The sequence below is a fragment of the Amycolatopsis sp. genome, from assembly GCF_035276945.1.
Lineage (GTDB): Bacteria > Actinomycetota > Actinomycetes > Mycobacteriales > Pseudonocardiaceae > Amycolatopsis_E.
The window spans coordinates 13,434-35,728 of the sequence record NZ_DATELF010000094.1; the positions used below are offsets into that span (position 1 = coordinate 13,434).

Annotated in this window: 27 protein-coding genes; 7 read left to right on the forward strand and 20 right to left on the reverse strand. The window is 70.1% G+C overall.

Going from position 1 to position 22,295, the window contains the following annotated elements:
• The first annotated feature begins 132 nt into the window (after positions 1 to 132).
• A complete protein-coding gene (locus VJT49_RS15495; protein WP_324165514.1) occupies positions 133 to 1,254 on the forward strand; it encodes a CdaR family transcriptional regulator in 1,122 nt (373 codons plus the stop codon).
• Here VJT49_RS15495 and VJT49_RS35265 read toward each other — a convergent pair.
• The 10 genes from VJT49_RS35265 to VJT49_RS15540 form a co-directional block, all read right to left on the reverse strand.
• Positions 1,218 to 1,337, reverse strand: a complete 120-nt coding sequence (locus VJT49_RS35265) for an AtzH-like domain-containing protein (protein ID WP_414635969.1) — start codon at positions 1,335 to 1,337, stop codon at positions 1,218 to 1,220. The genes VJT49_RS15495 and VJT49_RS35265 overlap by 37 nt on opposite strands.
• A 12-nt stretch (positions 1,338 to 1,349) precedes the next feature.
• Positions 1,350 to 1,712 carry a hypothetical protein gene (locus tag VJT49_RS15500; RefSeq protein WP_324165515.1) on the reverse strand — a complete coding sequence of 121 codons (363 nt, stop codon included), beginning with the start codon at positions 1,710 to 1,712 and terminating at the stop codon, positions 1,350 to 1,352.
• 342 nt (positions 1,713 to 2,054) lie between these two features.
• Positions 2,055 to 2,225, reverse strand: coding sequence for a hypothetical protein (locus tag VJT49_RS15505; protein WP_324165516.1), 171 nt, complete (start codon positions 2,223 to 2,225; stop codon positions 2,055 to 2,057).
• Positions 2,226 to 2,276: 51 nt separating this feature from the next.
• Positions 2,277 to 3,206 carry a non-homologous end-joining DNA ligase gene (gene ligD / locus VJT49_RS15510; protein ID WP_324165517.1) on the reverse strand — a complete coding sequence of 310 codons (930 nt, stop codon included), beginning with the start codon at positions 3,204 to 3,206 and terminating at the stop codon, positions 2,277 to 2,279.
• Positions 3,207 to 3,234: 28 nt separating this feature from the next.
• Positions 3,235 to 4,503 carry a ferritin-like protein gene (locus tag VJT49_RS15515; RefSeq protein ID WP_324165518.1) on the reverse strand — a complete coding sequence of 423 codons (1,269 nt, stop codon included), beginning with the start codon at positions 4,501 to 4,503 and terminating at the stop codon, positions 3,235 to 3,237.
• Positions 4,500 to 5,318, reverse strand: coding sequence for a DNA-binding domain-containing protein (locus VJT49_RS15520; protein ID WP_324165519.1), 819 nt, complete (start codon positions 5,316 to 5,318; stop codon positions 4,500 to 4,502). The genes VJT49_RS15515 and VJT49_RS15520 overlap by 4 nt, the downstream gene beginning before the upstream one ends.
• Positions 5,308 to 6,150: a DUF692 domain-containing protein gene (locus tag VJT49_RS15525; protein WP_324165520.1), complete on the reverse strand. Its 843-nt coding sequence runs from the start codon at positions 6,148 to 6,150 to the stop codon at positions 5,308 to 5,310. Before VJT49_RS15525 ends, VJT49_RS15520 begins: the two co-directional genes overlap by 11 nt.
• A complete protein-coding gene (locus tag VJT49_RS15530; RefSeq protein ID WP_324165521.1) occupies positions 6,150 to 6,770 on the reverse strand; it encodes a hypothetical protein in 621 nt (206 codons plus the stop codon). Before VJT49_RS15530 ends, VJT49_RS15525 begins: the two co-directional genes overlap by 1 nt.
• A 155-nt stretch (positions 6,771 to 6,925) precedes the next feature.
• On the reverse strand, positions 6,926 to 7,063 hold the full coding sequence (locus VJT49_RS15535; RefSeq protein WP_324165522.1) for a hypothetical protein: 138 nt from the start codon (positions 7,061 to 7,063) through the stop codon (positions 6,926 to 6,928).
• Positions 7,064 to 7,078: 15 nt separating this feature from the next.
• The gene (locus VJT49_RS15540) at positions 7,079 to 7,351 is read right to left on the reverse strand and encodes a hypothetical protein (protein WP_324165523.1); all 273 of its coding nucleotides are present in this window, start codon (positions 7,349 to 7,351) and stop codon (positions 7,079 to 7,081) included.
• A 145-nt stretch (positions 7,352 to 7,496) separates the two neighbouring features.
• Between VJT49_RS15540 and VJT49_RS15545 the strand changes: the two genes are divergently transcribed.
• The gene (locus tag VJT49_RS15545; RefSeq protein WP_324165590.1) at positions 7,497 to 8,204 is read left to right on the forward strand and encodes an RraA family protein; all 708 of its coding nucleotides are present in this window, start codon (positions 7,497 to 7,499) and stop codon (positions 8,202 to 8,204) included.
• Positions 8,205 to 8,209: 5 nt separating this feature from the next.
• Positions 8,210 to 8,869, forward strand: a complete 660-nt coding sequence (locus tag VJT49_RS15550) for a class I SAM-dependent methyltransferase (protein ID WP_324165524.1) — start codon at positions 8,210 to 8,212, stop codon at positions 8,867 to 8,869.
• Positions 8,870 to 8,910: 41 nt separating this feature from the next.
• On the opposite strand, the gene VJT49_RS15555 is transcribed toward VJT49_RS15550, so the two are convergent.
• Together VJT49_RS15555 and VJT49_RS15560 are read right to left on the reverse strand one after the other, a co-directional pair.
• The gene (locus VJT49_RS15555) at positions 8,911 to 9,315 is read right to left on the reverse strand and encodes a PPOX class F420-dependent oxidoreductase (protein WP_324165525.1); all 405 of its coding nucleotides are present in this window, start codon (positions 9,313 to 9,315) and stop codon (positions 8,911 to 8,913) included.
• Between the two features lie 1,028 nt (positions 9,316 to 10,343).
• Positions 10,344 to 10,799: an SRPBCC family protein gene (locus VJT49_RS15560; protein WP_324165526.1), complete on the reverse strand. Its 456-nt coding sequence runs from the start codon at positions 10,797 to 10,799 to the stop codon at positions 10,344 to 10,346.
• A 209-nt stretch (positions 10,800 to 11,008) separates the two neighbouring features.
• On the opposite strand from VJT49_RS15560, the gene VJT49_RS15565 reads away from it, so the two are divergent.
• Genes VJT49_RS15565 through VJT49_RS15580 form a run of 4 tightly spaced genes read left to right on the forward strand, consistent with a single transcriptional unit; the run spans position 11,009 to position 13,370 of the window.
• Positions 11,009 to 11,182: a hypothetical protein gene (locus VJT49_RS15565; protein WP_324165527.1), complete on the forward strand. Its 174-nt coding sequence runs from the start codon at positions 11,009 to 11,011 to the stop codon at positions 11,180 to 11,182.
• A 40-nt stretch (positions 11,183 to 11,222) separates the two neighbouring features.
• Positions 11,223 to 11,369 (forward strand): hypothetical protein, encoded by a 147-nt coding sequence (locus tag VJT49_RS15570; protein ID WP_324165528.1) that lies wholly within the window; start codon positions 11,223 to 11,225, stop codon positions 11,367 to 11,369.
• Between the two features lie 49 nt (positions 11,370 to 11,418).
• The gene (locus VJT49_RS15575) at positions 11,419 to 12,189 is read left to right on the forward strand and encodes a polysaccharide deacetylase family protein (protein WP_324165529.1); all 771 of its coding nucleotides are present in this window, start codon (positions 11,419 to 11,421) and stop codon (positions 12,187 to 12,189) included.
• Positions 12,190 to 12,218: 29 nt separating this feature from the next.
• Positions 12,219 to 13,370 (forward strand): YncE family protein, encoded by a 1,152-nt coding sequence (locus tag VJT49_RS15580; RefSeq protein ID WP_324165530.1) that lies wholly within the window; start codon positions 12,219 to 12,221, stop codon positions 13,368 to 13,370.
• Here VJT49_RS15580 and VJT49_RS15585 read toward each other — a convergent pair.
• From VJT49_RS15585 to VJT49_RS15620, 8 genes are all read right to left on the reverse strand, one after another.
• Positions 13,360 to 13,512 (reverse strand): hypothetical protein, encoded by a 153-nt coding sequence (locus VJT49_RS15585; protein ID WP_324165531.1) that lies wholly within the window; start codon positions 13,510 to 13,512, stop codon positions 13,360 to 13,362. The two genes, VJT49_RS15580 and VJT49_RS15585, sit on opposite strands and share 11 nt — an antisense overlap.
• A gap of 48 nt (positions 13,513 to 13,560) precedes the next feature.
• Positions 13,561 to 14,238 (reverse strand): FHA domain-containing protein, encoded by a 678-nt coding sequence (locus tag VJT49_RS15590; protein ID WP_324165532.1) that lies wholly within the window; start codon positions 14,236 to 14,238, stop codon positions 13,561 to 13,563.
• Entirely contained in the window at positions 14,238 to 15,533 is a 1,296-nt protein-coding gene (locus tag VJT49_RS15595; RefSeq protein ID WP_324165533.1) for a vWA domain-containing protein, read from the reverse strand. Before VJT49_RS15595 ends, VJT49_RS15590 begins: the two co-directional genes overlap by 1 nt.
• A gap of 150 nt (positions 15,534 to 15,683) precedes the next feature.
• Positions 15,684 to 16,535 carry a PP2C family serine/threonine-protein phosphatase gene (locus VJT49_RS15600; RefSeq protein ID WP_324165534.1) on the reverse strand — a complete coding sequence of 284 codons (852 nt, stop codon included), beginning with the start codon at positions 16,533 to 16,535 and terminating at the stop codon, positions 15,684 to 15,686.
• Positions 16,535 to 18,751, reverse strand: a complete 2,217-nt coding sequence (locus VJT49_RS15605) for a tetratricopeptide repeat protein (RefSeq protein WP_324165535.1) — start codon at positions 18,749 to 18,751, stop codon at positions 16,535 to 16,537. Before VJT49_RS15605 ends, VJT49_RS15600 begins: the two co-directional genes overlap by 1 nt.
• The gene (locus VJT49_RS15610) at positions 18,748 to 19,920 is read right to left on the reverse strand and encodes a hypothetical protein (protein ID WP_324165536.1); all 1,173 of its coding nucleotides are present in this window, start codon (positions 19,918 to 19,920) and stop codon (positions 18,748 to 18,750) included. Before VJT49_RS15610 ends, VJT49_RS15605 begins: the two co-directional genes overlap by 4 nt.
• 5 nt (positions 19,921 to 19,925) lie before the next feature.
• The gene (locus tag VJT49_RS15615) at positions 19,926 to 20,903 is read right to left on the reverse strand and encodes a glutamate ABC transporter substrate-binding protein (protein WP_324165537.1); all 978 of its coding nucleotides are present in this window, start codon (positions 20,901 to 20,903) and stop codon (positions 19,926 to 19,928) included.
• Positions 20,900 to 22,183, reverse strand: a complete 1,284-nt coding sequence (locus VJT49_RS15620; protein WP_324165538.1) for a hypothetical protein — start codon at positions 22,181 to 22,183, stop codon at positions 20,900 to 20,902. Before VJT49_RS15620 ends, VJT49_RS15615 begins: the two co-directional genes overlap by 4 nt.
• Positions 22,184 to 22,295: the final 112 nt, after the last annotated feature.

Here is a 22,295-nt window from a genome sequence, read left to right on the forward strand (position 1 = left end):
CCTGGCCACCTTCCTGCTGGGAGTCAGCACACGCTAGATCGCGGCCCGGATGGTTGGCACTGGACGTTTCGGCCAAATCTGACCGTTTTTGCCCTGGTTTCGCTGTATGAGTCGTACTACGCTCCCCCAGCCATGCTGACCCCTTCACTGGCTCAGGAGATCGCCCGCGAAACCAGCGAGGTGTGCGGGTTCAACGTGGTGATCACCGGCCGGGACGGCGTCATCATCGGCAGCGGCGACCCCCGCCGGATCGGGCAGTTCCACGAGGCTTCGGTGGAAGTCGCCCGCACGATGCGGGCCGCGGCCCACGACGCGGCCGCCGCACGCCGGCTGTCCGGCGTGCGCCCCGGCATCACGCTGCCGATCGTGCTCGACGACGAGGCCATCGGCACCGTCGGCATCACCGGTTCCCCGTCCGTGGTGCGCCGCTTCGGCCTGCTCGTGAAGAACCAGACCGAAATCCTGCTGCGCGAGTCCCGGATGCTGCAGTCACGCATCATCCGGGAGAAGGCCGTCGCCGACCTGTTGCGCGACATCGCCCACTACGACCCGGACGTGCTGGAACCCGAGGTACTCGCGGAGACCGCGTCCGACCTCGGTTTCGACCTCACCGCGCCCAGGGCGGCCGCCGTGATGGAAATCGGCGAAGCTCCGCAGGCGGCCGCGCTGCGGGTGCTGCGGGGAGTCTTCCGCGACGCCCAGGACGTGGTAGGCGTCATCGGGCCGTCCCGGCTCGTCGTGCTCCACCGTGCCACCAGTCCGGCCGCCAGCACCGAGCTGTGGCGCGCGGCCGTCGAAGGAATTCAGGCGCGGCACGAGGGTCTCGCCGTCCGGGTCGGTATCGGGCCTACGGCCCGGAACGTGCCGCAACTGTGTGCGTCCTATGGTGACGCCGTGACGGCCGTACGGCTCGGCGGCCGGCTGGGCGGGCCCGAGCGGATCCACCACATCGCGGACTTCCGGCTGCACGAGTTGCTCGCGGCCGCGGGAAGCCGGACCCGCGCCCGGTATCTGACCGAAATGCTCGGCGACCTGCGCGAGCAGCCGGACTGGCCGGCGCTGCGCTCGACCCTGCTTGCCTGGTGCGACAACGGTTTCCACCTCGTCAACGCGGCCAAGGCGCTGCACATCCACCGCAACACCCTGATCTACCGGCTCGGCAAGATCGAGCGCGTCACGGGCCGCAGCCCGCGTGAGCACCGGTTCGCCCTCGCGCTCTATGTCGCCGCGCTCATCGACGAACTCGACTCGTGAGCGGGCACCTCCGAGACGTGCGCGGCGACGACCCGCCAGCCGTCGGCGAACCGGACCCAGGTCTGGGCCCGACGACCCTCCACAGTGGAGTCCGGCTAGCCGGACAGCGTGCTCACGACCGCGGTCCGCTCGTCTACCGCGACGATCACCGTCTCCGACAGCCTCCGACCGGGCGGGACGCCTGGATGCGCCCGGCGCCACGCCGCGATCTGCGCCGCCCCGTGCCGCCGGTCGGCGACACCGAGCCGCAGCGGGTCGGGCGGTAGCCCGGGCCCCAGCGCCAGGTCGACGGCGAACCGTTCGAGCACGTCACGCAGTCCGAACAGCTCACTGACCTCCCGCGCGGAAAGTCGCGCCACCCGGACTCCGCGGCGCGGCAGGTGCTCGACGAGCCCCCGCTGCCCGAGCAGCCGCAGCGCCTCCCGCAGCGGGGCACGGCTGGTGCCGGAGCGCCGCACAGCTGCTCTTCGACGAGACGCTCGCCGGGCGTGAGCGCGCCGCTGAGGATCTCGCCGCGCAACCTCAGGACCGCGAGCTCGACAAGGCTCTGTGCCTCCAACGCCCTCAGCGGTCACGAGGAGCCTCCCTGGCGAGCCGTGTACCGGCAACCTTGTCGTTCACGATACGGACGAGGACTCGCGACGGCCGCGCCGGTCGCGAGTCCCACACCCGCCACGCCCGAGTCCCACACCCGCCACGCCCGAGTCCGACGTTCGCCGCGCGCGAGTCCGACGTTCGCCGCGCGCGAGTTCTGCGTTCGCGCGCCCGCACGCGCGACGGGAGGGTGGGACTCTCGCGGGTCACTGGAGCTGGTAGCCCTTGTCGTTGCGGATGAGCTGGTAGGTGTTCTTCGGGCCCGAGATTTCCAGGCCGCGGTAGACGCCCCATTTCGGCCGGAGGTAGTTGGCGTCCCGCCGCAGGTCGGCGTTCTTGCGACGGTTGGCTACAGTGGTGCCGCCGTCCTTGATCACGCGGCTCAGGTAGCCGCTGTGCGAGGCCTTGAACTCCCACTGGATGTCGAACTACTCGAGACCGTCACGGTCCGCCCACTCCAGGAGAGTGTCCAGCGAGTACACGGCTTCGTCGATGCCCGCGTGCAGGTCGCCGAAGCGGGCGAACCGGCCGGGCACGGTCGCGACGGTGCACTCGCGCGGGTCCACGTCGTCCACCTCGTCCCAGGTGATCGGGGTCGACACGGTGGCCTCCGGCGCGCCCCGCACCGAGTAGGCGCTCGCGATCGTGTGGTCCCTGGCGTTCTGGTTGTAGTCCACGAACACCTTTTCGGGGTCACGATCCTTGCGCCACCAGGTGGTCGTCACGTCGGCGGGCGCGCGGCGCTCGACTTCCAGCGCGAACGCGAGCGCTGCCCGCCGCACCTCGGCGAACCCCCACCGCGGCTCGATCCGGACGTAGACGTGCAGGCCGTTGCCGCCAGAGGTCTTCGGCCATCCCACCGCGCCCAGCTCGCCGAGAATCTCGCGCACGACGTGCGCGGTCCGGCGGACCCGGTCGAAACCGCAGCGCGGCATGGGGTCGAGGTCGATGCGCCACTCGTCCGGCCGCTCGACGCCGGCACGCCGGGAGTTCCACGGATGGAACTCCACTGTGGACATCTGCACGGCCCACACCACGTGCGCCAGGTCGGTCACGCACAGTTCGTCCGCGTAACGGTGGTAACGGGGGAAGTGCACCCGCACGGTCTCGAGCCACTCCGGTGCGCCGTGCGGGATCCGCTTCTGGTGCACCTTTTCGCCGGTCACCCCGGACGGGAACCGGTGCAGCATGCACGGCCGCTCGTGGAGCGCCCGCACGATGCCGTCACCGACCGACAGGTAGTAGCGCACCAGGTCGAGCTTGGTCACGCCGCACGACGGGAAGTACACCCGGTCCGGGTGGGTGATCCGCACCGTGCGGCCACAGACCTCGACCTCGATCGCGGAGTCCTTGGCCATACCAGAGACCGTAATGCCGCGAGCACCCTCAGGCGTATGGACGTGCCAAAGTCAACGGCGGCATCTTCCCGATCAGCCACAGCACGCTGTTGTCGCCGCCGAGCCCGGGGAAGTGCGGCACGACCTTGTCGCACAGCTCCCGCAGATGATCGGTCATCGGCTCGCCTTCGGGAAATCCGTCGTAGAACTCGAAGGTCGGCGCCGCGTGGCAGCCCTTGTACGTGCCCTTGTCGATCGGGACCCGCACGAGCTGGTTCACCACCCCGAACAGCAGGCCCTGCATCGCCGCGATGAACTTGCGTTCCAGGCCGTACCGCCTGCTCGTCCTGCCGCCGTCGACATCCTCCCAGGAACTGCTGTACACCTCGTCGAGCAGGCGGAGCACGTAGGTGTAGGCGGCGTTGCACAACAGACCCAGGTCACGCACGGGGCCGGCGGGATAGTCCTCGACCCTGGGGTTCTCAGGCACCGGGTAGACCTCGCCGATGGGTTCCCAGCCACGGGCGATCCGCTGGAACTTTTGGTAGTGCGGTTCCTCGAACTGGCCGGGCTGGGGAGCTTCCGGGCGCAGGGGCACCTTCTGCAGGTCGGGATTCATGCCCTCGCCCTGCTCGACGATGGTGTTGATCGCGGTCAGCGCGCTGCGCAGGTCGTGGACCAGTTGCGGCTCCCCTCCCCCGCCCTGGTTCCAGTAGGCGCTCACGTACTGCAGGTCCGGCCGGTTGCTCTTGAACAGTTCCCGGGTCCGGTCCGGATCGCCCCAGGGGTTGGCCTTGCCGGCCCCGCACAGGTTTCCGAACCCGTCGTGGATCGCTTGGTAGAACTGGCCGATCGTGTGGTACTCCTCGGATTCCGGTGCGGCGTCGGCCTTGGCGGGCAGTTCGAATTCCATGAACACGTCCCGCACCAGTTCCCGGGTCAGCGGGGCGAGCCGGAGCTGGAGTTTCGGGATCCGGTTGAGCATGTCACCGGGATAGGCGGGCACGAACAGCGGATCGCAGAACGGGACGCTGTCGCCGTAGCCGATGGCGATGATCAGGTTCCGGGCCAGCGACAGGTGCAGCATCTCTTCGATGACGATGCTCTTGATCAGCCGGAAGGCCCCGGGCCCAGGCGCCCACTGCGACGCGTTCTGCGTCTTGATGGAATAGCCCGCGTAGAGGTAGAGGGGAATCGTCGACAGTTCCAGCTTCGCCGCCAGATACAGGTGGGAGTACAGCTTTTCGACGGTGTCGATCGGTTCGTCGGCTCTGATCGGGACCAGGGGCAGGTGTGCCGATGCCTGGATCGTGGTCACGGACGGGGCTCCTTCCAGTTTTCGAGATCCGCTCCGGCTCCCACCGGACCCGGCAGATCGATCGCGACGAACCGGCGCGCAGCCCACTCCCGCAGGTAGTCGACGGCGTTCTCGCCGTTCGTTCCGGTCAGCCGCGCGGCCGTCCTCGGGTCGTTCCCCGCGACGAGCGCGGCCAGTAGCCGCCACCGCGACGGGTCCAGCTCGGTCGCCGTGACCAGGTATTCGTCGCGGAACAGCACGAGATGAGTCCGTGCCCGCCGGGGCAGCGGGTACGAGTGGTCACCGCGCCGCACGGCGGTGAGGTAGTGGTGCGCCGGGAAATCCAAGGTAAGCAGCCGGAGACACGGCGCCGGTAGGACGACCGCGTCCAGCCATCCGGAGCGGGGCACGACCGCCCGCTCCTCGCCTTCGATTCCCGGGCCGGTGTTCACTTCGGCGAACGCCCGCTCCAGCCGGGCGATGTCGACCATCAGGTCAGACCAGTCCGGGCCGGGGTCCGGGCGGGTCGCCTGGAGGTGATCGGCGAAGCGCGCGCCGAAGGAGTCCAGGCTCCGGCTGTGGGACGGGTTGGCCCGCAGGTAGTCCAGCGTGAAGGCGTCGAACAGGTCACGGCCGAGCAGGTGGCACAGCACCGGGTAGTGCGCCCGCATGCAGTGCAGCAACCGCGATCGGTAACCGTGCTGGTAGATCGCGAGCCGGGCGGACGCGCTCAGCGCCGCGGACGGAGTGATCACGGTCCCGGCCTCGGCCGTGTCCGCGGACCAGAGGATCGCCGCCTGCAGCCATTCCTGCTGCCGGGCCAGCTCACCCCGCATGGCACCGGGCCGCCGCGTAGCGGCGGGCCTTCTCCAGTTCGGCCAGCAGATCGTCGAACGGCGGGATGTGCTCGTCCCATTCCAGCAGCGTCGACACCTCGGGCAGCAGGGCGGTGGTGAACCCGTACAGTTCCCACACCGGGTCGGCGACCGGCCGGTCATGGGTGTCGATGACGTCGGTGCCCCGGTCGGTGTGGCCCGCGAGGTGCAGTTGCACGACTCGTTCCGCGGGGAGCGCGCTGACATAGGCACGGGGATCGAAGTCGTGGTTGCGGGCCGAGACGTAGACGTTGTTGACGTCCAGCAGCAGGCCGCAGTCGGCGTCCTCGGCCATCCGGCTCAAGAACTCCCACTCCGGCATGGTCGACGCCGTGAAACCGAGGTACGTACTCGGGTTTTCCAGCACCAGGGGCCGTTCCAGGAGGTCCTGCACGACGCGGATCCTGGCCACGACATGCCGCAGCGCGTCCTCGGTCAGCGGCAACGGCAGCAGGTCGTGCGTGTTGAGGCCGCGCACCCCGGTCCAGCAGACATGGTCGGACACCCATTCCGCGCCGATGCCGTCGGCCAGCCTTCGTAGCGCCGAGAGGTAGTCCAGGTCCAAGGGATCGGTGCTGCCGATCGACAGCGAAACCCCGTGCATGACCACCGGGTAGGCGGCCGCGATTTCGGTCAGCACGTGCCGGGCATAGCCGCCGTGGCCGAGGAAGTTCTCGGTGATGATCTCGAAGAAGCCGACCGGGGGCCGGTGGGTGAGGATGTGCGAGAAGTGGCAGGAGCGCAGCCCGGCGCCGAAGCCGAGATGGGGAAGGCCGAGCCGGTCCGCCGTCATCAGGCCCTTCCCCGGTACTCGGGCAGCGGATCCTGCTGAGCGCCCCGCGGGGCGGGCACCGGGTCTCCCGGTATTTCCCGTTTCGTTTCGAACGGCGGGACCAGGTCGTCGGGGTAGCCCTCCCCCGGCGGCTCGCCGAACGGGAGACCGGCCCGCCACATGCGCTGCTCGAAGCGTTTCCGCGCGAGCTTCCAGACCCCCGTGCCCTTGAACGGGCCCGCGGAGGCGACCCGGCTCTCGTTGATCGGGCTGCCGCAACTGCCGTTCTGGCAGCAGGACTGTTCGCCGGGAATGGCCTGCTCGTACTCGTCGCCGAGATAGCCGCAGCCGCCCTGGCCCCGGCACTCGTTGTCGCCGTGGCACACGTGGAGCGCCGTCGCGCACTGGCCGGCGCCGGCGATCCGGGTCCTGTCGACGTTGACGTCATGCCCGACACAGGCATTGAGCCCCATGCAGACGTGCAGTTCGAGCACCTGCTTGACGATCTTGTGCGGTCGCTCGCCGCCGGCTTCGTGCGCCGAAACACGGATCGCGGCGCCGAGCTGCCCGCCGGAGGCCATCAGCGTGGCCTCTTGGGGGGTCAGGCCACCGTCACCAACACTCTTCGCCTTTTTCGCCAAAACAGCACCACCTGTCAGACTCGATGTCCACCCCTCCCGTCGTGACATCGAGTCTCGCCGCGCCCACTGTGGACAGTCCAGACCGGACGGACCAATCGACTCGTCCGGGTGGACACGAACGGACTACGGTGCTTCTTCAGCGGCGCCGGCGCTTTTCAGCGGTCGGCAGCTTCGTCGTCATCGGGCCACGTGGCCAGTTCGCACGTCTCGGACGTGGCCTGCCAGTGGTTGGCCAGCGCGAACATCAGGTGGACGGTCACGCGCACCGGAAAGGTGAGGGCTTGGACGAGCACGGTGTTTCTCCTGGATCAGGCCGCGGCGGCCAGCCGGCCCAGGGCGGCCTCACCGGTGGGGGTGACGGCGAGCTCGCGGTCGAGGGGGCCGAGGCGCCGCTCGGTCCTGATCATGCCGCGGAAGATGAGCAGATCGAGCACCTCGGTCTCCCATTGCGGGACCGAGCCGGCCTCGATTCCGTCCGGGCCACGCCAGCGGTAACCCGCCGGGCCGCTCCACATCCCGCGGTGGAAAAGCACCTCGTTGTCTGCCACGTGCTGCAATGCGGTGAGTTCTTGGTCATTCATCTCGATACCTCGCAGTCCTTCCTGCACCAACCAGCTTCCGCTCGGAAAGCGGGGCGAACATCCCACGAACTACGTAAGTAGGTACCGACGCCACGGACACGGGTACCGGCTCCGGTACCACGGTTAGATTGGCACTGTGACCACGATCGACTACCAGGAGCTTCAACAGCGGTTCGACACCCTGACCACGGCCCACCTGGCGGACGCGTGCATCCGCGCCAAGATACCGGTGCGCTGCGCCCCGGCGCACCTGCGCCCGGTATGGCCCGGGAGCCGGCTGATGGGGCGCGTGCTCCCGGCCCGGCACGCCGGCAGCGTCGACGTTTTCCTCGAGGCTTTCGAGGAAGCCACACCGGGCGACGTGCTGGTGGTCGACAACGACGGGCGCCTCGACGAAGCGTGCGTCGGCGACCTCGTGGTCTTGGAGGCGCAGGCCGCCGGACTGGCCGGAATCGTGATCTGGGGGCTGCACCGCGACACCGCCGACATCCGCGCGATCGGGCTACCGGTGTTCAGCCTGGGCGCCCTCCCGGCAGGCCCGCAACGGCTCGACGCCCGTCCCCCGGACGCCCTGAACTCGGCCACCGTGGGCGATTGGCGTGTCGGCCGCAGTGACCTGAGCCTCGGCGACGACGACGGCGTACTCTTCGTCCCCGCCGCCCGCGCCGGAGAACTCTTCACCCTCGCGGAAACCATCTGCGACACCGAGCGCCGCCAAGCCGAACGGGTCCGCTCCGGAGTGTCCTTGCGCGGCCAGCTGAAATTCGGCGACTACCTCGCCCGGCGCGGGCAAGTGCCCTCCTTCACGTTCCGTGAGCACCTGCGAGCCGGCGGTGCGGCCATCGAGGAATGACCTCGATGGCCGACGACGAACTGTCCGCCGCGCAGCGTCAGCAGTGGCAGGACACCTACCTCGCGCACCCCGGCATGTACGGAACAATGCCGTCCTCCGCCGCCGTGCACGCGGCGGAAGTGTTCGCTGAGTCCGGCGTGGACACCGTGCTGGAACTTGGCGCGGGGCATGGCCGCGACGCCCTGTTCCTCGCCCACCGCGGCTTCACCGTGCACGCCACTGATTTCAGCCCGGCGGCTCTGGCTCAACTACGTGCGGCGGCCACCGCCCTGGGGCTGGCCGACAAGGTGAGCACCGGCGAGTACGACGTTCGCCATCAGTCGCCGCTGCCCGATGCCTCCGTCGACGCGGTGTTCGCCCACATGCTGCTGTGCATGACGCTGACCACTCCGCAACTCCACGCGCTGGTGGACGAGGTCCGCCGCGTACTCCGGCCCGGCGGCGCCTTCGTCTACACCGTGCGGCACACCGGCGACGCCCAGTACGGCGCCGGCACCAGCCACGGTGACGACATCTACGAAAGCGGCGGTTTCGCCGTGCACTTCTTCTCCCGTCAACTGGTCGACGCCCTCGCCGAAGGGTGGCGGTTGCGCGAAGTCCACGCGTTCGAGGAAGGCGTACTGCCCCGCCGGCTCTGGCGGATCACGCAAACTCTTCCGGGATGAGCGCGGCGGGCGCGCCTTCCCGCTGGCCGCATGTGGACGGTTCAGCCCTTGCCCACCGCTGCCGGACGGACGACGAAGATGACGCGGTCGGCGGCGTCCGGCGGCGCGTTCGTGCCGAACGGAGCGTCGTAACGCTTGGCCAGTTCGACGAAGAACGCGCCCGTGGGGTCCGGGTCGATGCGTTCGACGACGCCGCGCACCTCGAGGTACCGGTACGGGTTCTCCGGGTCGATGATCGAGACCGCCACGGCCGGGTTCGCCCTGATGTTGCGGAACTTGCGGCGAAAGTTGGTGTGGGTGAAGCGGATGAACTCGCCGTCCCACGCGAACCACATCGGGTTGACCTGTGGGGTGCCGTCCTCGCGGACGGTCGCGAGGTCGGCGATCAGCGGCCGCTCCAGCAGGTCGCGAAGCTCCTCTGGGATGATCTCGGTCACAGTCGTCATCTCATCTCCTGTCGGTTCGTGTCGTTGCTCCCCAACACCGGTGCCACGAAGCGTATTCCGTTGTAGCTGACACCACGCCACACCCCCGCGCGACCTCTGGCGCGGCCGGCACCGACGTCCTGAAATTTCAAGCAGAAGGTCTCAAAGAAGGGCGGGGGCAAGCTGTCACGATAAGTCCACAGTGGACCCCATCCAGGTAAGAAATTGGTTCACACCAGAAGTTTCCGAAAATTTCCCACCCCCTCCCGGGGGCCGGTAAGATCAAGTAGTTACCCGGAGAGAAACGCGCCCACGTCTGTTCGCGGCTGGCGTCCATACCCCAACGACGGGAGTCAGCATGATCCGCCCCTGCACGTCGCCTTCTGCCGGACGGCATGGGACGGGCCGGGCGGGGATCGCCGAACTGGTCGCGGCCTGCGAACGGGAAGCCGCGACGGCATGGGTGGATATCGTGAGCTGGCAGTGCGAGGTGGTCGCGGACGACGAAGCGTGCCGTCCTTCCGCTGGTCCGGCGAGCGCTCGACGGCAGCGGCCCCGACGGTGCGCTGATCCTGGTCGCCGAGTCGCCCACGCTGGTGCGGACCGCGGGGCTGGCCCTTCGCGTGTTCCGGACCATGGGGGTGCCCGGCGGGCGACTGACCACGGTGCGGCTGTAGCCCATAAGGGGAGATCGGCGCCCCTCGATCGGCTGATGCGTGGTTCACGCTGCGCCGAACGGGTTGGGCTCAACGAATGGATTCTCTAGGCCGAAGGGCGCGGACTCGCCCACTCGAACCCTGTGCGGCGATAGGTTCCGAGCTATGTCGATTGTGGATGAAAAAATTCTCACCGCGAAATCAGCGACAAACCGTGGATCAACGAGGAAATCTTGTCGCGCCAGCGAAACCCGTGAGCACTGCCGGTAGCGCTGCGGCGGCGCGCCACGCTGTCAGCGCGATCCCGTCGACCCGCTGGAGGTGCGGGTCGACGGGGTTGGCACGCCGGGCGAACCGGCACGGGGCACGCCAGGCACGACGCGCGGCCACCGCTCACGGGCGGTCCACGTCGCCGCGCCAGCCACCGGTCTCGTGGCCCCGCTCCTCGATGAACTGCTGGAACCGCCGCATGTCGTTCTTGATCTGCCGGTCGTCGACACCGATGATCGCGCCGGCCTTCTCCACCAGCCCCTCGGGCTCCCAGTCGAGCTGGGCCGTGACCCGCGTCGTCGCGTCGTCCAGCCGGTGGAACGTCACCACGCCCGCGTGCGTCGTGCCGTCCGTGCTCTTCCAGGCCACCCGCTCATCGGGGTGCTGCTCGGTGATTTCCGCGTCGAATTCCCGCTTCACGCCGGCGATCGACGTGGTCCAGTGCGTGTGCGTGTCGTCGATCTGCCGTATCGACTCCACTCCGCTCATGAACTTCGGAAAGGACTCGAACTGGGTCCACTGGTTGTAAGCCGTCGAAATCGGCACGTGCACATCCACGGATTCGGTCACGGTAGCCATGACCTTCGACCTCCTTGATTCGGGCATTTCGCTCCTCTCGCTCGGCTACCCGCCAGACGCCCGCACGACACATCCCGCGCAGGACAGGCCGGCCGTAAAGGCACACTCGGTGCCATGGCGCGGTGGGCCACCGGCGAATCAGTGTTGTCGCGCACGGTGCGGATCTTCGAAGCGTTCATCCCGGACGAGCCGGTCCTCCGGGCTTCGGCATGGGCCTGCACCAGCGCGCCGGACAGCACGTCGCACGGCGGGAGGCCGAGGCGCTGCCGTCGGCCCTCGCCCGCCGGGTCGGCCGCTGGGAGCTGACCTGGCCACCTCGCCGTCACCACAACGACACGCTCCGCACCTTGGCGTCGCTGCCCGTCCGCGTCCACCTCGCCTGATGCCCTTTCCCTCGGCGGGAACTGGCGGGACGATGGGAGGGTGGACGAGACCCAGGACCGGCTGAGAATGCCGTTCGCCATCGGCGTCACCGTGCTCGGCATCGTGGCGGCGGCGGCGCTCGGCGACGCGTGGTATTTCCTGACCGGCGTGGTGGCGGGGCTTTGCCTGCTCGTCTCGAGCCCATAGGGTGACTTGACCCGTTCGGGGAAATCCGCGTGCTCTAACGTCTGCTGCCGTGAACCGCAGGATCCACCGCCGGTCGGTGCTGGGATTCGGGCTCGGCCTGGGCGCGACCGTGCTGGCGGGATGCGAGACCCCACCATCCCCCGCCCCGGCACCGCCCAGCGCCCCCAACAGCCCGGCGGTGACCTCGACGTCGGCCCGGACGGCGCCGTCCGGGCCGTCCGGGCCGGCGACCCAGCTCGTCCGCGCGGAGTCCGGCCGCCCCGAGATCGCACTGACCTTCCACGGCGCGGGCGAGCTGTCGATCACGCGGCGGGTTCTCGACGTGCTGGCCCGGCACGGCGCGCGGGTCACCGTGCTCGCGGTCGGCACCTGGGTGGCCGCCACCCCGGACGGCGTCCGGATGGTGCGCGACGGCGGGCACGAGGTCGGCAACCACACGTGGAGTCACGGCGATCTGGCCGGCATGACCGAGGGCCCGATGCTCACCGAGATCGAAAAGTGCCGCGACCGGCTCGACGCGGTTCTCGGCACACCGGGCACGTTCTTCCGCCCGTCCCAGGGCCAGTACGCTACGCCGGCCGAACTCGCCGAGGCGGCCAAGGCCGGCTATTCCCAGGTGCTGTCCTACGACGTCGATTCCCTGGACTGGCAGGACGCCGGAGCGGACCGGATCCGCAAGGCGGTCGCGACAGCCAGGGCGGGCAGCGTCGTGAGCATGCACCTCGGCCATCCCGGCACCGTCGCCGCGCTCCCCGGCGTGCTCGCCGACCTCGCCGGCCGGGGGCTGCGGCCGGTCACCGCGTCTCAGCTTTTCGCCTGATCACCCCCGAATCCCCGAGAGAGATCCCCGTGAGAAATCCGTGCCTCGTCCTGGCCCTGCTGGCCGTCGCCGCGCTCGCCGCGTGCTCGTCCACCCCGCCCGCGACCCCGCCGGCCGCCGGTACACCGGCTCCCGCGCCGGCGACCGTGGACGGGAACCCCGCCGCGGCCAACGCACACAACATCTACGCCGACGCGGGCGCGGACATGCTCAGCGCCACCGCGAAGGCCGCCAAGCAACTGGTCTACGTGCCGCACACCGGTTCCGGGGATGTGTGGGTGATCGACCCGGCCACCTTCGCCGTGGTCGCGAAGTACCCCGCGGGCAAGGAAATCCAGCACGTGGTGCCGTCCTGGGACATGAACACCCTGTACGCCACCGACGACCTGAAAAACCACCTGGTGCCGTTCGATCCGAAGACCGGTCAGCCGGGCCCCGAGATTCCCGTCACGGACCCGTACAACATGTACTTCACGCTCGACGGGCAGTACGCGATCTCGGTGGCCGAAGCGCGGCGCCAGCTGGTCTGGTACGACCCGCACACCTGGGCGCGACGCGACGTCACCCCGGTGCCCGGCTGCGCCGGGATCGACCACGCCGACTTCTCCCCCGACGGCACCACCGCGGTGTTCACCTGCGAGTTCGCCGGGCAGGTCGCGGTGGTCGACGTCCCGTCGCACAAGGTGCTGCGGCTGGTCCCGATGCCGCAGCGGCACACCCACATGGGCCCGCAGGACATCAAGCTGGCACCGGACGGTTCCGTGTACTACATCGCCGACTCCGACGCCGACGGGGTATGGGTGCTCGACGGCGCCGCGACGAAGGTGCTGCGGTTCATCCCCACCGGGATGGGCGCCCACGGGCTCTACCTGTCACGGGACGCGCGGCAGCTTTACGTGACCAACCGGCACGAAGGCAGCGTGAGCGTGCTCGACGCCTACACCGGCGAAATCGTCACGAAGTGGATGATTCCGGGTGGCGGCAGCCCGGACATGGGCAACGTGACCGCGGACGGCGCACAACTGTGGCTGTCCGGCCGGTACGACCGGGCGGTCTACGTGCTATCCACAAAGGACGGTTCGCTGATCGGGAAGATCCCGGTGGGCAACCAGCCGCACGGGCTGTGCGTGTGGCCGCAGCCGGGCCACTACTCCCTGGGGCACACCGGCATCACGCGCTGAGCCGGGCCGGCGCTTTCCGCCGCGCCGTGGTGGGTCCCAGGTTCACCGGCGAAGCCAGGTGGGCGGTCTCGTGGACCGCCGCCACGCGGTCGGTGACCACGTAGGCGGTGAGGCCGAGGCCGGTTGCGTGCCGGGCCGTCACGTCGACCTGCCGGTGCGGCGCCAGTATCGCTGCCCACCTTTGTGTTTCTCACGATCCGTGGACGGTGATGGTGGTCCACGCACCGACGTGGATGCAATCACCGTTGGCGAGCGGCCGGGGCGTGTTCGGCTTGAGGCTTTCGCGAGTGTAGTTGACGTAGGTCCCGTTCGCCGAGTTCATATCCACAATGGACCATCCGGTCGCGTCCGCGACGAGCAGCGCGTGCAGGCGGGACACGCCGGGGTCCTCGGGCGGACCGGTGAGGTCGATGTCCGGCTCGATGCCCCGGGTGCGGCTGCGGCGGCCGATCGTGACCTGCTCGCCTGCCAGCACGAACCGCCGCTCCGGGCAGAAGGGCGGGAAGCCGATCGCGCCGGCGTCCGGGCCGCCCTCGGCGCACACGCTGTTGTAGTACCGGCGATCCGCCGACACCACGACGGACCACGTCACCGGCTCGGCGGACGCGGTGGACTCGACGGCCTCGGGCGGTGCGGGTGATTCCGTGGCCACGGCCGGGTTCGGGGGTGAGGCGGTCAGCGAGTCGGCGCCGCAGTCCTCGCAGAACCGGCCCGACAGCGGCGCTCCGCACGCGGGGCACTCGCGGTCGGCCGGTTCGGGCTCGGCCACCGTGGGCACCGGGGACGCGGCGGGGGTGCCGAACGCCAGCCCGCACACGTCGCAGAACTCCTCGTCGGCCGAGCCGTGGCCCTGGGCACAGGTGGGCATCAGTGCCCTTCTTCCGTCGCCCGACCGACCCGCTTGGTCACCTGCGACCGGCTCTCCAGGGTCATCGCGTCCACCGCGCTGACGGCCCGCTTCAGCCGGATCGTGCCGCGCGCCGGGTCGACCACCTCGACGACCTTGGCCAGCAGCTTCGCGGTGTCCTCGTGCCCGGACGAGTGCGCGAGCGCGACCGCGCGGCCGAGTTTCGCGGTGGCCCTTTCGATGTCTCCGGCTTTCTGCGCGGCCAGCCCCTCCTCGATGGCGCCGGCCAGTTCGGCTTGTCCGGTGTAGTGCGCCACCTCGGGACTGATCCTGGTGGACAGTTCGGTGTCGTCGGTCCAGATCGCGATCACCTGTCCCTTGCCGAGCACCTCACCGGTGGCGGGCACGACCATGCTCGCCCGCGCCGCCAGCATCTTGTCCCCGATCCCGGCGGGCTCGACCTCGACGTTCACGTGGTAGTCGCGGCTTTCCGCGCCCCACGAACCGGTCGGGTAGTCCCCGCTGCGCGGCACGGACTCGGTGCGCCGCCCGGTCAGGTCCACAAGGGACGGTTCGACCTGCTTGACGAACTTGACCCTCGCGCCCTCCGGGGTCCACAGCCGCAGCGCCACGTCCGCGACCTCCTTGCCCATCGCGGCGGCGGTCATCGCGCGGAAGTCGGCTTCGAGGTCCTGGGGCTCGGCCACGATGTCCACCGAGCCGAGCAGCGCTTCGGAGATCTTCCGCAGTTCCTTGACCTCCCAGTCGGTGCCCACGCCCCGGCAGTCGCAGACGAACTGCCCCGACACCTGGCGCAGGATCCGGTCGAGCTTGCCGGCCGTCTCGTGCACGTTCTTGCCGTCGGTCAGCAGGATCGCGTGCCGCAGCGCATCCCCCCGGGTGGCGAACAGTCTCGAGGCCAGCAGCAGCCACTCCCCCATCGCCGTGCCCCGATCGGCGCGCAACCGGTTCACCGCCCGCTTGGCCGCCGCCCTGGTCTCCGGGCCGGCCGGGACCATCCCGAACTTGCGCGGGTAAACGAGTTCGGCCAGGTCCGTGCCCGCGACGACGGCGAAGGCAACCCCGTCGCGCAGGGTGTCGATCGCGGCCGCGGTCGCCCGTTTCGCGGCGGCCAGCTTGGTGCCGGGATAGTCCATCGAGCCGGAACAGTCGACGATGATCACCTCGGCCGCCGGGCCACTCGCGGAGCGGGCCGTGCCTCCGCCGGTCGAGGTGACCGAGACGATCGCGTTGACCTCGGCGGCGCCTTGCGGCAGGTACTCGTTCTGGTAGACGTCGACCTTGAACTCGCTCACTGCTGCTCCTCAGCGAATTTGCGCGCGACCGCGATCGTGTCGACAGGGCGCCCTTCGAAGAGCACGGCCGCCACAACGACAACGGCGCCCTGCCGCTCCGACAGCGGAAAAAGGCGCGCTCTGTGGTCACCTTGACTGCCGCGCCTTCGGCTACGCATTCTCTCCCTCCAGGGGCCAGGGGATCACCACGACCGTGATGTTGTCGCGCCCACCCGCGTGCAGCGCGACGGCCGTCAACTCCGCGGCGACCTTCGACGGGGGCGCGGCGGGCACCTGGGTGGCCAGGATCTCCGCGGTGGGCAGGTAGTTCCACAACCCGTCGCTGCACACCACAAGCCGGCCGGGCAGGCCGGGCGGGAGCGTGACCAGGTGCGGCGGCGCCGGTTCGGCGTCCGCGCCGACCCAGCGGGTCAGCGCGCCGGCCACCGGCTCGGCGTCGTCGGTGGTGAGCAGGCGTGACCCGGAATCCGACACCCAGTACGCCCGGCTGTCTCCGATCCAGCCCACCGTGATCCCACCCGGGGTCACCACGGCGGAGACGAACGTGCACGACGGCGCGAGATCGGCACGGGCGGAGCTCGGCCGGGCGAGTTCCGCGACGGAGGCATAGGCGCCGGCGGAGCCGTGCACCGTCGCCTCCGTGGGATCGCTGTCCGTCAGCAGGTGTTCGACGATGCCGTCCAGCGCGGCATCGACCGCGGCCTGGGCGGCGGCATCGGCGTGTGCCGTCGACCCGACACCGTCGCAGACCACGGCGACGACCGCCTCCGGTGCCTGTTTCGCGCCCACCACGGCCAGCGCCATCGCGTCCTCGTTGCGGGCGCGCGCGGAACCGCGGTCGCTGACCCCGGCCACCGGGCCGAGGTCGTACTCCATCCGGTCGCGCCAGGGCGGCCCACCCGCCGGCGTCCGGCTGAACCGGAGGCTGGTACCGCAGCCTTCGCAGAACCGGTCTTCGGGGGTGATCGCCTCCCCGCATCCGGGACATCCCGCGAGCGTCATCAGAACCACGTCTTGGGGCGGATGCGGTTGGCCTGGTCGACCAGCGCGATCCGGTCCAGGCGCGTCGCCGCCTGCCCGGCCAGGGTCAGGTAGCAGCGCTCCAGCCCGAGCCTCAGGTCGTCCTCCACGAGCCGGTACCCCAGCACCCTGCTCGCCTCCCTCCCGTTCCTTCCCCCGCCGGCCACCCAGCCGAACGCCGACTCCAGCAGTTCCCGCGCCGCGTTGGCCCGGCGGGTCTCGTCCAGATCCAGGCCGGCGAGCTGCTTTCCGGCGATCACGAGGTCCTCTTCGGACAGTCCGTCGGCCCGGCCGTCCCCGGTCCGCGCCCGGATCGCGGCCAGCTGCGCGGCCAGGTAGTGGATCGACGTCTCGGGCACCGATTCGAGCACGTCGACCGCCTCGCGCCGCTCGCCCCGGGCCAGCAACGCCCGAGCCAGGCCGAAGGCGGCGCTGATGAAAGCGCGGTCGGTTCGCCACACCAGCCGGTAGTACCGGTCCGCGCCGGTCGGATCGCCCACGGCTTCGGCGCAGGCCGCGATGGCCAGCTTCGGCGCGGTCTCGCCCGGCACCAGGTCGTAGACCGCCTCGAACGCCTGCCGCGCCTGGTGCGGCCGGCCCTCGGCGAGCGCGGCCAGTCCGCGGTGCCACTCGACACGCCAGTCACCCGGCTCGATCTTCGCGGCGTTGAGCTCCTGTCGCGCACCGGAGATGTCGCCCAGCCCGATGCGCGCCCTGGCCAGTCTCAGCCGGACCTCGACGCTGGTCACCGGCGCCGCGGCCAGCTCTTCGGCCAGCGCGGCCGGATCCGTCGCGCCCACTGAAGCCAGATACACCGCACCCGGATCGGTCACGTCCACTTTGGACACAGGGAGCGCGACGGCGACTTCGGCGAGCCTCGGTGCGCCCGCGACCCCGAAACTCCGCCGTTCCGGGGTGAACTCCACCGACGGCCCCGGCCGCGGCTGCCCGTCCTCGGCGGCGGCCACCTCCCGGAACACCCCTTCGAGCTGTTCCCGCATTTCCTCCACGGACCCGAACCGCTGGGCGGGATCGCGCTGGGTGGCCCGGCACAGCAGCCGGCGGAACGACTCGTGCTGGGCGAGCAGCGGGACCACCGAGGGGCTGGGCAGGCTGTCGCGGTAGGTGGTGTGGAAGTCGAACGGGAAGGTCATCACGGCCAGTGCCCGGCCGACGGTGTACAAATCGGACGCTGGCGAAGGCAGCTCCCTGCCGATCTCCGGCGCCTGGTAGCCGACCGTGCCGTAGATCGCGCTGTCCTGGTCGTCGACGTGCCGTACCGCGCCGAGATCGATCAGCTTGAGCTGCTCCTCGACCTGGATCGCGTTGTCGGGCTTGAAGTCGCAGTAGACCAGGCCGTTGGCATGCAGGTAACCCAGCGCGGGCAGGATCTCCAGCAGGTAGGCGATCGCCTGCGTCAGCGGCAGGCAGGCGGCCGGGTCCTCCCGCTCCCGGCTCTGCTTGATCATGTCCTTGAGCGAGGTGCCGCCAACGTACTCCATCACGATGTAGCCGGTGCCCTCGTGCTCGACGAAGTTGAAGATCCGCACGATCGTCGGATGCTCGACCTGGGCGAGAAAGCGCTTTTCCGCCACGGCGGCAGCCATCGCGTCCGCGTCTCCGGAGTCGAGCAGGCCCTTGAGCACCACCCACCGGTCGGCCACGGCGTGGTCGAGCGCGAGGTAGATCCAGCCGAGCCCGCCGTGCGCGAGACAGCCCAGCACCTCGTACTGGCCCTGTACCAGGTCACCGGGCGCGAGCTTGGGGGTGAAGGAAAACCGGTGGCCGCACTTGGCGCAGAACCCCTCGAACCGGCCCGGCCTCCCGTCCCGCCCTCGGCCCACCTTGGCGCCGCAGTTGCTGCAGAATCGCTTGCTCTCCGGCACCTTCGGGTCTTTCATCACCGCTTCGCGCGGATCGCGGCGGGGCACGCTCGGCACCTCGACGATCCCGCGTCCCAGCGGCGTGCGGCCGGACGACCGGGTGGATCCGCGCGACGACCGGGTGGGCTCGGAACCGGCGATCGGCGCGCTCCACGACGTCGACGTGACCGGACCGGTGCTGGTGCTCGTGGACGGCCCGCTCGACGACGAGACGGTGGCCGCCGTGACCGGCGCAGGAGCGGCCAGACCGCAGGTGTCGCAGAAGCCGTCCTCGTCGATCACACCGTCGCACCCGGTGCGCGGGCAGGTCCTCATCTCTCCACCCTCCGCAAAGCGTCCTGGTACCGCTTCACCGCCCGGGTAGCCACCCGCAGGTCGCACGGAACCGTGTACAGCAGTTCGCGGGCCTCGCGGTGCAGCGCGGCCAACTCGAGATCTTCGGCGTACCCCAGATGTTTCGCCTTCGCGCGGTAGGCGTCCAGCCGTCCCCGCAATTCGAGGCGCCGATCGAGCAGGCCCGTGACCAGATCGCGGTGGTCCCGGGCCTCGGCGAGCGCGGTGCCCGCGTCACGCTCCAGGTTTTCGAGTGCCGCCGCGAGATCACGCCACCGGCCGGTCAACTCGGGCAGCCCGGCAAGTCTCGCGCGCAGCGCCGGCACCGGATCGGTCAACGGCGGCACGCCTGGTGAGGCGATCTTCTCCAGGACGATCGCGTGCGCGGCCCTGGTCTCGGTGCCGATTCCGGCGACCTCCCCGATCAGCGACGCGAGCCTGCCGAGCCGTTCGTCGAGCGCGTCCCGTGCCGCGGCAAGCCTTTTCAGCTCCCCCCGGATCGTGGCGATCCGGGCGGAAAGGCTTTCGGGCGGGCCTGCGGCGGCGAGCGGGTCGGCGACGGCCAGCCGCCGCACCCGCGCCAGATCTTCGGCGATCCGGTCCAGTTCGGGCTCCGCCACCCCCAGCGACCCGGCGAGCGACGAGGCCGCGCGCAGTTCGGTGTCCAGCGGGTCGAGCTGCTCGACCGTGGTGTGCCAGGCCTTTTCCGCCGCCGCGAGCACTTCGGTGACCATCGCGTACGAGGCCTTCATCCTCGCGACGAGATCGGTCAGGGTGGCCCGCTCGACCACCGTGGCGGGGCCGGTGAGGCCACGGCGTTCGAGCGGCAATCGCTCCGCGCGCAGCTCCACCACCGGCTCGGTCAGCAGCCTGGTCAACTCGGTCAACTCGTCCTCACCGGGCCGTGTCCTGCGCGCCCGCACCTCCCTGGCCTGGTCGAGCACCGCCCGGTGCGCGCCGAACCGCTCCCACAGCACGCTCATCGCGACGCTCGCTTCGGTCCAGCGGCGCTGGGTCAAGCCGGTCAGGGTCCCGGCGGTGAGCAGCTGGTGGCCGGGATGCGCATCCATGGCCACCAGTGCCTCGGCCATCCGATCGCTTTCCGCGCCGAGCTCGGCCAGCGCCCGATCCGCCTCCGCCACGGTGAGCACGCGGATCAATCCCGGTACTGCGGGGCCGGCGGGGCGGGCGCGGCACCAGGTAGCAGGCTCCCCAACCAGCGCTGGTAGGCGGCGGTCCAGGTGCCGTCGGCCTCGATCTCGGCGAGCACGCCGTTGACGAACCGCACGAAGTCCTCTTTGTGCTGGGGAATCGCGATCCCGTAAGGCTCGTCGGCCAGCGGGTCGCCGACCACCCGGGTGTAGGGGTCCTGCGCGGCCATCCCGGCCAGGATCACGTCGTCGGTGGACACCGCGTCCACCTGGCCCTGCTGCAGCATCACCAGGCAGTCGGTCCAGTCCGGCACCCCGATGGCCACCGGTTTGGCGGCCAGCGCGGCGATCCGGCTGAGCGAGGTCGAGCCGTTGGTGGCGCAGACCCGCTTGCCACCGAGGTCGGCCGCCCCCTGGATGGCCGAGTTGGTCTTGACCAGGATCCGCTGCTTGGCGTCGTAGTAGACGGCCGAGAAGTCCACCTGCTGCAACCGGTCGCACGTGATGCTCATGGTTCGCACCACGATATCGATTTCGCCGCTCTGCAGCATCGGAATTCGTTGCGCGGAGGTGATCGCGTGCAGTTCGATCTTGTCCGGGTCACCGAAGAGCGCTTTCGCGATGGCGTGCGCCATGTCGATGTCGAAGCCCTGGATCCGGCCGTTGAGCGGGTCTCGGAAACCGACGTTGTAGGTGTTCTGGTCGACACCGACGCGCAGCTTGCCGTACTGGACGATCTTCGCCATGGTCGAGCCGGCCGGCATCTGGCCCGGCGCCGGCATCGGGCTGGGGGGGCGCCGGCTGGCCAGCAGGTTCGGGCAGCTCTGCACGGGTGCCGGCGGTGGCGAGGTCACCTCGGCGGCGCCCGCCGGGGCGGGCACGTCCGCGGACACCTGCGGGATGGTGGTGCCCGAAACCGGCGCACAGCCGGCCAGCGCGAACGCGAACACCGCCAGCAGCCCGGCCGTTGCTCTCCTGGTCATCGGTATTCCTTGAGTCGTCGCCAGATACCGGCCACCGAGCCCACCGCCACCAGCACCGCCAGCACGGACACCCCCACGACCGTCCCGGCCAGCGCGCCTTCGGCGGCGGACACGTTCGCGCTGAACGCCTGCCTGGTCTGCTCGATCGCGCCCTGCAGGTCGGCGTCGACCCGGTCGAAGGTGGCACCGGCGTCCCCGAGGGCCAGTGCGACCGCCTTGCCATGGTCGCCGCCGTCGTCGGCCTTGCGGAGGGCGTCGTGCGCGTTCGCCCAGGCCGTGCTGTCGGCCTTCGCCGCGTCGATCTTCGCCTGCACGTCCTGGCTCGTGGCCAGCGAACCGGCGGTCGCGAGCAGCGTGCCGAGCTTCCGGCTGACGGTGACGTAGTCGTCCTGGTAGGACTTGCCGTTGCCGGGGTTGACCAGGGTCAGCGTCTCGTCGGCGCGAGCGGCCAACGTCGAGATCCTGGCCTGCGCCAGAACATCCACCTGGGCCGAACCCTGCGTGCGGCTGTCGCCGACGTCGGCCATCACCACGAAGCCGGCGGTCAACGTCCAGACCAGCCAGACCAGTCCCGCCGCGGTCGCCGCGAGCAGGCCCAGGTTGAAAACGCGGTTCGTCCGGCGGCGCAGGACGACCTGCGCGGCCACGAGCGCGCCGAGTACGAGCAGCCCGAGCAAAAGCTCCACAACCGGAAACGCGCCGGCCCGGTCCTGGTCCGTGTCGACCCGGCCCGCCTCGGCCCGGTACAGCTCCTGGGCCGCGGGCAGCAGGGTGGCTCGCAGGAGATGCGTGGCCTCACCCTGGTACGAACCGCCGACGGGTAGGCCCTGCCGGTTGTTGGCACGCGCGGTCTCCACCACCCCCGCGTACTGGGGAAGCTGCTGGGAAAGCGTTGCCAACGCGCTGCCGGGTGTGATGTCGGCCGGTTCCTCCGCCGCCACCGCAATCGCGAGAGCGGTGGTGGCCTGCGCGATGTCGTCTTCGTAGCGCTTCCGGGTCTCCGCCGGTTCGAGCCCACCGGACAGGAGCGCGCCGGTAGCCGTGGCGTCGGCGTCGGACAGTGACCGGTAGATCTCCTGGGCCGCGACGCTCAACGGACCGCTGCGGGTGGCGAGGTCGTCGAGGGCCTGGGCCCGGCTCTGCACGCTGAGCCCGCTGAACGCGCCGGCCAGCAGTGCCACGGCGACCAGGGCGACCGCGAAACCACCCAGGATTCCCGGGGTGGTCCTGGCCAGGGTGGTGAACTCGCGAACCCGTCTTTCCGCCGTAGTGGCGGTCATGAGATCACCCCCTTTTGCCGCTGAGCATCGCGATTTCACCCGGCGCTGTTAACGATCGAGCCCATTTCGCAGCAACACCGCGCCCTCCGCGTGATCAACGGAGGGGTCGGCC